Here is an 8,766-nt window from a genome sequence, read left to right as displayed (position 1 = left end):
ACGGGCAATGCCTTTGAGGTGTTGCAGTCGGTGGATGCCGTGTCGCGGGATTTCCGGTGGGACTTGGGATCCGGCCACTGCGGCAAGGGTCAGCCGGCCAAGGTAGACGCCGGAGGGCCCTACATTCGCTGCCGTGCCATTGTGGGGGGCCGACAGCCTGCTTAGCCCTCACCCCCAGCCTCTCTCCCAAAGGGAGAGGGGAGTTAGGGAGCAACTCTTAGAACCAGCCGGTCGGCTTCCCACTGCTGGAAGAGGCGGAGGACGTGGCCGGCTCTCTCGCGATGGTCGGCCAAGATCTCGGCGCCGGAACAAAGCAAGCGATGATGCAGATCGCCACCGCGATCACGCTGGCCAACAGGCGGCTGCGCAGCTCTTCCAAGTGCTCCATCAAGGTCATCTCGACCTCGTAGGGAAACTCCGGATCCCGCACCCGACCAGGCTCAGGGGCCGCCGCGGCTTGCTCCGGGGATTCGGTCTCAGAGGCAAGGGTCATGGGCCAAGGTGTAACGAGACGTTCCCCGCTATCTTAGCGCTGCCCCCTCTCCAGGGAAAAGCACTTGCCCAACACTCCTCGCCATTGGGCGGTGGCCCAAGCCCGTTAAGGGGATCCCGGGGCCTGAGCAGATGAAACTGGGAAGGGGAGCGGTTGCAGTTTTTAGCGCTTGCCCAAGCCCAGCGCCTTTTCCACCTGCTGGGCGGCATAGGCCATGGCAAAACAGCAGATGAAGTAGATTAGGCCGATAAAAAACAGCACTTCCCGCTGGGTGCCTAGCCAGTTGGGGTTGGTGAACACCACGCGCCCCGCCTGCAGCAGGTCGATGAGGCCGACAATGAACACCAGTGACGTGTCTTTGAAGAGGGTGAGGAACTCGTTCACCAGCGCCGGAACAGCTGCCCGCAACGCCTGGGGCAAAATCACCAAAGCGGTCACTTGAAAGGGGTTCAAGCCCAGCGCCCGTGCCGCTTCTAGCTGGCCCAGCGGGATTGACTGCAGGCCGCCCCGCACGTCCTCGGCCACGTACACGGCTGTAAACAAGATGAAGGCCACCTCCGCCCGGATGATCAGGTTGACGCTGATCCCCCCCAGAAAGAAGGGCACCAACAGCCAGGCGGCAAACAGAATGGTGGTCAGAGGCACCCCCCGCACCAGCTCGATCACCAGCGTGCAGAAGATCCGGATTACCGGCAACGCCCGATTGGCCCGGCCCAACGCCAGCAACACCCCAATGGGGAAGCCGATGATCATGGCGGCTGCCGCCAAGATCAAGGTCAGCAGCAGTCCAGACAGTTGCTCAGCCCGCACTGCCGGCCAATTGGGGCCCAGGTTGCCCAGCAGCAGCTCCAGACAGAGGGGCAAGATCAAGGCCCAAACCCAGATGGAAGCCAGCCGCCAGGATTCCCGTCCGCGACTGAGGGCAATAGCGGCAAAAGTGACGCCAGAGCAAACCGCCAGCCACCCCTGCGACTGGGTTCCCAAAGGCAGGAACGCGGCTAAGCCCATAGCAGCTCCCAAGAGAATGAGGTAGTGCAGCAGCACACCGCCCCAAGCCCCCCCCGCTACCCCCAAGGTGGCCAGCACAATTCCCAACACCGCCCACACCCGCCACAGTTGGCTGCTGGGGTAGGTGCCGCTGGCAAAGATTTTCAGGTTGGCCGGGATCACTTCCCAGCGGGCTTGGGTGAACGCCCAGTTCCAGAACAGGGAAATTGCCCAGGCCAACACCAAGGCGGAGACCAAGGTGAGCAAGGTGCTCAACCAGGAGTCAAACAGGTTGCGACGCACCCAAGCCAGCGGACTTTGTTTCTCCCTGGGGGGGAGTACCTTTTCTTCTACAAGGGGAGAGGAGAGACTGCTGGGCATGGGTTAGCGCTCCACCAATTTGACGCGGGCATTGAGCCAGTTCATGCCGTAGGAAACCACCAGGTTAAAGGTCAGGTAGGTGGCCATGAGGATGGCGAACATCTCCACCGAACGTCCCGACTGGTTGATGATGGTGCTGCTGATGTTGAACAGATCGGAAAAGCCAACGGCAATGGCCAAGCTGGAGTTTTTAATCAAGGTGAGATACTGAGTGTTCAAGGAGGGGATCATGATCCGCAGGGCCTGGGGCACAATCACCAAGCGAAAGGTTTGCAGCTCCGACAGGCCGACGGCCCGGGCCGCCTCCCACTGCCCCCGCGGCACCGCCAAAAAGGATCCCCGCACCACTTCGGCAATGTAGCAGCCGGTGTAGGTCACCAAGCCCAGCATCATGGCGGTAAACTCCGCCGAAAGCTGGATCCCACCCCGGAAGTTAAAGCGCTCCAGTACCGGGACATCCAGCCGCACCGGCGGCTCTGGGAAGAGCACCCAGCAGGCCACCGCCAGCAGCACCACCCCCGCAGCCACCCACAGGTTCCGCTGCAGGGATCCCAGCTCGGGTCGGCAGACTAGGAGCAGCTTGCGGATCCCCCACCCAGCCGCGATTACAATGGCCAGCGCGGGAACCAGCCAGCCGCTGGGATCCAACCCGGGCAGCTTCACTCCCCGCTGGTTGATAAAGACAAGCCCGCCGATGGAGAGACTGTTGCGCACCCCCGGCAGGGTGAGGATCACCCCCTGGTACCAGAAGATCACGATCAGCAGCACCGGGACATTGCGAAAGATCTCGGTAACAACGGTGGCCAGCTGGCGGGCCAGCCAGTTGCTGGAGAGGCGAGCCATCCCCAGGACAAAGCCCATCGCCGTCGCCAACACAATGCTGACTGCCGACAGCCAGAGGGTGTTCACCGCTCCCACCGCCAGAGCCTTCAGGTAGCTCTCGGAGGGGTCGTAGGGGATCAGCCCCTCGGTGATCCCAAAGTTGGCGGAGTTGTCCAGAAAGCGAAAGCCCAAACTGATGCCCAGGCGGCGCAGGCTGGCGAGGAGATTTTGGGCGAGGATCCCGAACACCAGCAGCACGGCCACGACAAAGGCCACCTGCAGCAGAACTTTTAGGATGCGCTCATTCCGCCACCAGGGGGGGCGAAGGTGGGACTGGTCGGACAGAGAAGTCATGCGGGGCAAGCAAAAATTCAGAGCACAGCAGAGAATAGGGGATCCCTGGCCGGTACTGACCAACCGGGATCCCTGTCCCAGGGGGGGCGATGGCTCCCGGATTTGCGATTAGCGGAAAGGCGGCGCGTACTGGATCCCACCTTTGGTGTAGGGCTGGTTCAAGCCCCGCGGCACGCCCAAGGGGGTCAGGTGGCGGTTGAAGATCTCGCCGTAGTTGCCCACCGCCTTGATGACATTGACCACCCAATCCGGCTTCAGGCCCAGCAGCTCTCCCAGGTTGCCTTCCTGGCCCAAGAAGCGGCGAATGTCGGGATCCTCCGACTTGAGGAACTCGTCCACATTGGCGCTGGTGATCCCCCTTTCTTCTGCATAGAAGAGGGCGTAGACCGTCCAGTTCATAATGTCGGAAAAACTCTCATCTCCGTGGGGAACCAGCGGCCCCAAGGGCTCTTTGGAGATCACCTCCGGCAAGATCACGTGGTCATCAGGAGAAGCCAAGCTGGCCCGGCGGGAGATGAGGGCGCTTTGGTCGCTGGTGATGGCATCGCAACGGCCCTCTTCGTAGGCGTTGAAAGAGGAATCATCGCCGTCGAAGGTTACTGGCGTAAAGGCAATGCCACGGGCGCGGAAGGTATCCGCCAAGTTCAGCTCGGTGGTGGTGCCGGCAATCACACAGATGGTGGCCCCGTTCAGGTCTTCCAGCTTTTCCACCCCCAGCGACTTCCGCACCATAAATCCTTGGCCGTCGTAGTAGGTGGTGGGGCCGAAGGTCACCGCCCACTCGCGATCCCGGGTGAGGGTCCAGGTGGTGTTGCGGCTGATCATATCGACTTCGCCTGCTTGAATGGCCGATTGACGGTTGGCCGCCGTCAGGTAGACGTATCGAACCTTGTCCGGATCTCCAAAGAGAGCGGCAGCTACTGCCCGGCAGATGTCGATATCAAAACCCACATACTTGCCTTGGTCATCCAGGTTGCCGAATCCGGGCAGTTGGTTGTTCACCCCACAGATCAACTCGCCCCGAGCCTTGATGCGGTCGGTGAGCGGCCCCAGCTGCGCCCAAGCGGGAAGGGACTGCAGGCCCATAGACAACGCCAGTGCCCCGGCCAAGGGAGCCAATCCGTTCAAATGCCTTATCCAGTTCATAAAATTACCCCATGTCAATCCTCAAGATCTTCGTCGTCAACAGTCGTTCATACACGGCACTTCAACCGAGATACCGTGCCATTGGGTTACACTCCTGCCACACCCCATAGAATGGTTTGCCATAGGCGCCTACGATTTTCTCAAAGCCTTACATGTCAGGGCGTATGGAAATGTTGCAGAGGCTACGGTTGTGGCTCGGCCAGTTCTGCCATGGTACCCATGCCTGCTTTGGTGAAACTTAGGGAGTCACCCACCCATGCAAGGATCCCCGCACATAAGGTCTTCACTCTCTCCGCAAAGTGCAGCCAGCGCTGACATTATCCAATGCGAAGATGTTCACAAATGGTACGGCGATTTCCACGTCCTCAAGGGCATTACCACCCGCATCCGCCGCGGAGAGGTGGTGGTGGTCTGTGGGCCTTCAGGCTCGGGCAAGTCAACGTTTATTCGCACGTTGAACCGCTTAGAAGAACACCAGAGAGGGCGCATTGTGGTAAATGGCATTGAGCTAACCAGCGACCTGCGCAACATCGATGCCATTCGCCGCGAGGTGGGCATGGTTTTTCAACAGTTCAACCTGTTTCCCCATCTCACGGTTTTGCAAAATGTAACCCTTGGCCCAATCCACGTGAAAAAGATGAAAAAAAGTGAGGCGATAGAGCGGGCTATGGAACTGCTAAGCCGCGTGGGGATCGCCGAGCAAGCAGAAAAATACCCGGGGCAACTTTCGGGGGGGCAGCAGCAGCGGGTGGCGATTGCCCGCGCCTTGGCCATGAATCCGGCGGTGATGCTCTTCGATGAGCCCACCTCGGCCTTGGATCCAGAGATGATCAAGGAGGTGCTGGACGTGATGCGGGAGTTGGCCCGCTCGGGGATGACCATGGTGTGTGTAACCCACGAGATGGGCTTTGCCCGCGAGGTGGCGGATCGGATTATCTTCTTCGACCGCGGCAAGATCGTGGAGGAAAACACCCCCCAAGAGTTTTTCAGCAATCCGAAAGAAGAGCGCTCCCGCCTGTTTTTATCCCAGATCCTTTCCCACTAGCGAGTCCTTCAGAAGGGGGTGAGGCGTGCCAGAAAAGCCCCCTCCGGCTCTTGATAGACAATCTGCCCCTGCCAGCCGTTGGCGTGGGCACACTGCAGCAGGGTTTCCGGATCTACAAATAGCCAGGGAAAGGGATCCCCCCGCTGGCCGTTGTACTCGGCTACAAAGTTCACTACCTTGGCTTTTGCCTCGCTCCCTTCCTGCCAATCTTCTGAGCCACCTGCTTCGAGGTGGGCAGGAGCGGCCAGCTTGCCAGAGGGATCTTCCAAGTTTTCTAAACGCCCTCCCTCTTCTGCCGGCAGATTCCGCAGATCTGCGAGGTCGCTGGCATCGCTCAAATCGGTGGAATCCAGGAGCAACTGGCCAGTGGGCTGAACCCAGTGGCGAGCCAGGCGCAAAAAACGCTCCAAGCCCGACAGGGATCCCGCCAAGCCGACGCCGTTCATCAGCAGGAGTAGGGTATCGAAGGGCTCTCCTGGCCCCGCCCAGTGGAAAAGATCGGCGGCAATGCGGCAACACACCCCCCGCTCTGCCATAATCTGCAAAGCCACAGGGGAGCGATCCAAGGCAGCCACGGCCAATCCTTCCTCCTGCAGCAGCAGGCTGTGGCGGCCCGTGCCGGCGCCGATGTCTAGCACCCGACCGCGGCATAGATCCAAAGCCATGGCCTCCACCTCCGGCAGCTCCTGGGTGAAGAACACCTCTGGGGAGACCACCTGGGGCTCTTCCGCCAACGGGATCCCCTCCAGGCCGTAGGCATGCAAGAGCAGGGATCCCTTGGCCTCTCCTCGGTGCCAGTCCCATAGGGCTTGCTCTAAGGGATCCCGAAGTGGGTGATTCTCGACAGCCTTTATCATGGAAGGGGAAAGCTAAACCATTGACCCGATGGCCATCGTCGCCTTTCTTTACGGTGCCGCTATCGTCCTTTTGCTGATTGCAGCAGTGGTTTGGGCAACATCTCGGCAGTTCAATGTGGAGACCGAGACGCAGATCGGCACCTCGCCAGAAGAGCCCTCCGAGACCTCATCCGTTCCCATTTCCATTGTGGAGCAGCTAGAGCGCCAATACCGCAACAGCCCTTCCTACCGTCCCGATCCGTGACATACTCCCGCACTCATGCTGATGCATAGTCGGAGATCCTTAGAGATCCTTGGAAAGATGACTTTTGAGGATTCCTGAGGATACAAGCAGTGTCTTTGCTGGCCAAAAGCTAGCGTTTTCTCTCTATATATGGTTGCCAAGTCTCCACCACCCATTGTCTACATTGCCTTGGGGCTATTGCTACTCTGGGGCGGTCATCGTGCTTGGCAGGCGGGCTATGTTCGCTGGCCGGAAGGCATTTCTCTACCGCCAGTATCGCTGCCAGGGTTGGGGGGTGGAGCACAAGATCTGCTCCTGACCAGCGGCGAGCGCACCTTGTTTGCCGATAGCAGTCCCGCTGCCGTTGCCGCTGCAGAGCTGTTGCGCCAAGGTAACCTCAGCGCAGCCATCTCGGTGTTGGAAATGGGTCTGCAAAGCAACCGCAACGACCCGGAAGCTCGCATTTTCTTGAACAACGCCCGCGCCCAGCAGCAAGGCAGTCCCTTGAGCCTGGCGGTGGTGGTGCCCATCTCCAGCAACCCCAACCGCGCCAAAGAGACCCTGCGGGGGGTGGCACAAGCTCAGGAGGAGCTTTTCCAACAGGGGGGAATCGGAGGACGGCTGCTGCGGGTAGTGATTGCCGACGATGGCGATAACCCTGAGCGAGCAGCAGCGGTGGCCAAAGCCCTGGTGGCGCAGCCTGAGATCTTGGGGGTGATTGGCCATAACACCAGCGATGCCACCCTGGCTGCAGCCGAGGTTTATCAGCCTGCCGGCTTGGCGATGATCTCCTCCACCTCCACCAGCACTCGCATCAGCATGCTGGGGGATGCCATTTTTCGCACCGTGCCCTCGGATCAAGTGGCCGGCACGCAACTGGCCCGTTATGCTCTCAACACGTTGCGGCTGCAAAGGGTGGTCATCTTCTACAACCCCAACAGCGCTTACAGTACCAGCCTGCGGGACGCCTTTGCCTCCACCCTGACCAGCGAAGGGGGCATCGTGCTGGCGGAGTTCGACTTATCGGCGTCGGACTTCAACCCCCAGGCCAGCCTGCAAAGGGCCGTCGGCCAAGGAGCCCAGGTAGCTTTTTTAGCTCCCACGGCTTCCGTAGCCGAAAAAGCGCTGGCCGTAGCCCGCGAGAACGCTGTAGCTGGTAAGCCCCTTGCTCTTCTGGGCGGCGATGTGCTCTTCAGCCTCACCACATTGCAAGAAGGGGGAGCAGCGGTAGAGGGCTTGGTGGTGGCGGTACCCTGGCATCCCCAGGTGCCGCGCAACCGCGAGTTTGCCCAGAAGGCAGCCCAGCTCTGGGGAGGGCAGGTGAGCTGGCGCACCGCTCTGGCTTATGATGCCACCCGGGTTTTCTTGCAAGCTTTCAGCCAAGGAGCCACCAGCCGCAGCGCTGTGCTGGCCCGTTTGCAGGATCCCAACTTCCTCCTCCAGGACGGGGCTTCGGGAGAGGTGCGCTTCTTGCCCTCCGGCGACCGCAATGCTCCCCATGTGCTGGTGCGGGTTGAGCCCGGCAACCGCTCCGGTACCGGCTACGATTTTGTGCCTCTCCCCTAGGGATCCCGGCAGACGCTACAGTGGGGGATGCTCTCAATCTCCTCAGAATCGAATGGATCCCATGCCCACTCGGATCACAGCCTGCTTTCAGGCGCTGCGCAGCCGTGGTGAAAAAGCCCTCATCCCCTACCTCACCGCCGGGGATCCCAACCTGGAGACGACCTTCGAGGCTTTGCAGGTTCTGGATCAGAGTGGCGCCGATCTCATCGAGCTGGGGGTACCCTACTCGGATCCCTTGGCGGATGGGCCGGTGATCCAAGCAGCAGCCACCCGCGCCCTCAGTCGGGGAGTCACTTTGGGCGCCATTCTACAAGGCTTGCGCTGTCTCTCGCTGCAGGCCCCCCTGATCCTGTTCACCTACTACAACCCCATCCACCAGCTCGGCATCCCCAACTTTCTGCATCAACTGCGGCAGGCCGGCTGTGCCGGCTTGGTCGTCCCCGATCTGCCTCTGGAAGAGGCGGGATCCCTGCGACAAGCAGCCCAGGCCGAAGAGATCGACCTCATCCTGCTGGTGGCCCCCACCAGCCCCCCGGAGCGCATGCGCCGCATTATTACCGCATTGGCGTGCCGCAGCGAGGGTTTTACCGGGAACTGCTCAACAGCGACGCGGTGGAGTTCTGGGGCAGCGGGGTTGGCAACCTAGGGGGCAAGTGGACGGATGACTGGCCCTACCACAACCTGCCCTACTCGCTTGAGCTCTGCCTGCCCCCTCTTTCAACCTTGGTGCTGAAGTGGCAGCCGCCCCAGCTGGCGGAGGATTCAGGCGAAAACAAAGCTATGCTGGAGTGAGTACGGCCTTCCCGCCTCATTGCCATGCGAGATCTGCTGCGCGACATCCTTCGAGACTATTCTGGCTTTGTGGAACTGCGCTACCACAGCAAAGTCTTTC

The 8,766-nt window shown here is 60.6% G+C and carries 8 protein-coding genes and 2 pseudogenes; 5 read left to right on the top strand and 5 right to left on the bottom strand.

Translation table 11 applies throughout. The features are described from left to right. Positions 1 to 217: 217 nt before the first annotated feature. The 4 genes from SYN65AY6A5_RS05135 to SYN65AY6A5_RS05120 all read right to left on the bottom strand — a co-directional run bounded on the left by SYN65AY6A5_RS05135 (position 218) and on the right by SYN65AY6A5_RS05120 (position 4,165). Positions 218 to 493, bottom strand: a complete 276-nt coding sequence (locus tag SYN65AY6A5_RS05135; RefSeq protein WP_346426185.1) for a hypothetical protein — start codon at positions 491 to 493, stop codon at positions 218 to 220. A gap of 162 nt (positions 494 to 655) precedes the next feature. After that, entirely contained in the window at positions 656 to 1,861 is a 1,206-nt protein-coding gene (locus SYN65AY6A5_RS05130) for an amino acid ABC transporter permease (RefSeq protein WP_011430142.1), read from the bottom strand. Positions 1,862 to 1,864: 3 nt separating this feature from the next. Next, entirely contained in the window at positions 1,865 to 3,100 is a 1,236-nt protein-coding gene (locus SYN65AY6A5_RS05125) for an ABC transporter permease subunit (RefSeq protein ID WP_240530989.1), read from the bottom strand. Positions 3,101 to 3,145: 45 nt separating this feature from the next. Beyond that, complete coding sequence (locus tag SYN65AY6A5_RS05120; RefSeq protein ID WP_240530988.1) at positions 3,146 to 4,165, bottom strand: amino acid ABC transporter substrate-binding protein; 1,020 nt, start codon at positions 4,163 to 4,165, stop codon at positions 3,146 to 3,148. A gap of 274 nt (positions 4,166 to 4,439) precedes the next feature. On the opposite strand from SYN65AY6A5_RS05120, the gene SYN65AY6A5_RS05115 reads away from it, so the two are divergent. Next, positions 4,440 to 5,228, top strand: coding sequence for an amino acid ABC transporter ATP-binding protein (locus tag SYN65AY6A5_RS05115; RefSeq protein ID WP_011430145.1), 789 nt, complete (start codon positions 4,440 to 4,442; stop codon positions 5,226 to 5,228). A gap of 8 nt (positions 5,229 to 5,236) precedes the next feature. Here the strand turns inward: SYN65AY6A5_RS05115 and SYN65AY6A5_RS05110 are convergent, their stop codons facing one another. Next, the gene (locus tag SYN65AY6A5_RS05110; RefSeq protein ID WP_099884027.1) at positions 5,237 to 6,085 is read right to left on the bottom strand and encodes a class I SAM-dependent methyltransferase; all 849 of its coding nucleotides are present in this window, start codon (positions 6,083 to 6,085) and stop codon (positions 5,237 to 5,239) included. A gap of 28 nt (positions 6,086 to 6,113) precedes the next feature. On the opposite strand from SYN65AY6A5_RS05110, the gene SYN65AY6A5_RS05105 reads away from it, so the two are divergent. The 4 genes and pseudogenes from SYN65AY6A5_RS05105 to SYN65AY6A5_RS05090 form a co-directional block, all read left to right on the top strand. Beyond that, a complete protein-coding gene (locus tag SYN65AY6A5_RS05105; protein ID WP_011430147.1) occupies positions 6,114 to 6,329 on the top strand; it encodes a hypothetical protein in 216 nt (71 codons plus the stop codon). Between the two features lie 129 nt (positions 6,330 to 6,458). Beyond that, positions 6,459 to 7,874, top strand: a complete 1,416-nt coding sequence (locus SYN65AY6A5_RS05100; protein WP_099884025.1) for an ABC transporter substrate-binding protein — start codon at positions 6,459 to 6,461, stop codon at positions 7,872 to 7,874. 61 nt (positions 7,875 to 7,935) lie between these two features. Beyond that, positions 7,936 to 8,460 (top strand): annotated as a pseudogene (gene trpA / locus SYN65AY6A5_RS05095) (tryptophan synthase subunit alpha); the annotation flags it as partial. Beyond that, positions 8,415 to 8,666 (top strand): annotated as a pseudogene (locus SYN65AY6A5_RS05090) (alpha amylase C-terminal domain-containing protein); the annotation flags it as partial. The pseudogenes trpA and SYN65AY6A5_RS05090, both read left to right, overlap by 46 nt. Positions 8,667 to 8,766: the final 100 nt, after the last annotated feature.

Origin of the sequence: Synechococcus sp. 65AY6A5 (assembly GCF_002760415.1) — a bacterium.
Classification (GTDB): domain Bacteria; phylum Cyanobacteriota; class Cyanobacteriia; order Thermostichales; family Thermostichaceae; genus Thermostichus.
This window is presented reverse-complemented; position numbering and strand designations above follow the sequence as displayed.

Bases quoted from the DNA above. Each gene is read 5' to 3' on its own strand.
- SYN65AY6A5_RS05135 (WP_346426185.1), bottom strand. From the start codon at position 493: ATGACCCTTGCCTCTGAGACCGAATCCCCGGAGCAAGCCGCGGCGGCC.
- SYN65AY6A5_RS05130 (WP_011430142.1), bottom strand. From the start codon at position 1,861: ATGCCCAGCAGTCTCTCCTCTCCCCTTGTAGAAGAAAAGGTACTCCCC.
- SYN65AY6A5_RS05115 (WP_011430145.1), top strand. From the start codon at position 4,440: ATGCAAGGATCCCCGCACATAAGGTCTTCACTCTCTCCGCAAAGTGCA.
- SYN65AY6A5_RS05110 (WP_099884027.1), bottom strand. From the start codon at position 6,085: ATGATAAAGGCTGTCGAGAATCACCCACTTCGGGATCCCTTAGAGCAA.
- SYN65AY6A5_RS05105 (WP_011430147.1), top strand. From the start codon at position 6,114: ATGGCCATCGTCGCCTTTCTTTACGGTGCCGCTATCGTCCTTTTGCTG.
- SYN65AY6A5_RS05100 (WP_099884025.1), top strand. From the start codon at position 6,459: ATGGTTGCCAAGTCTCCACCACCCATTGTCTACATTGCCTTGGGGCTA.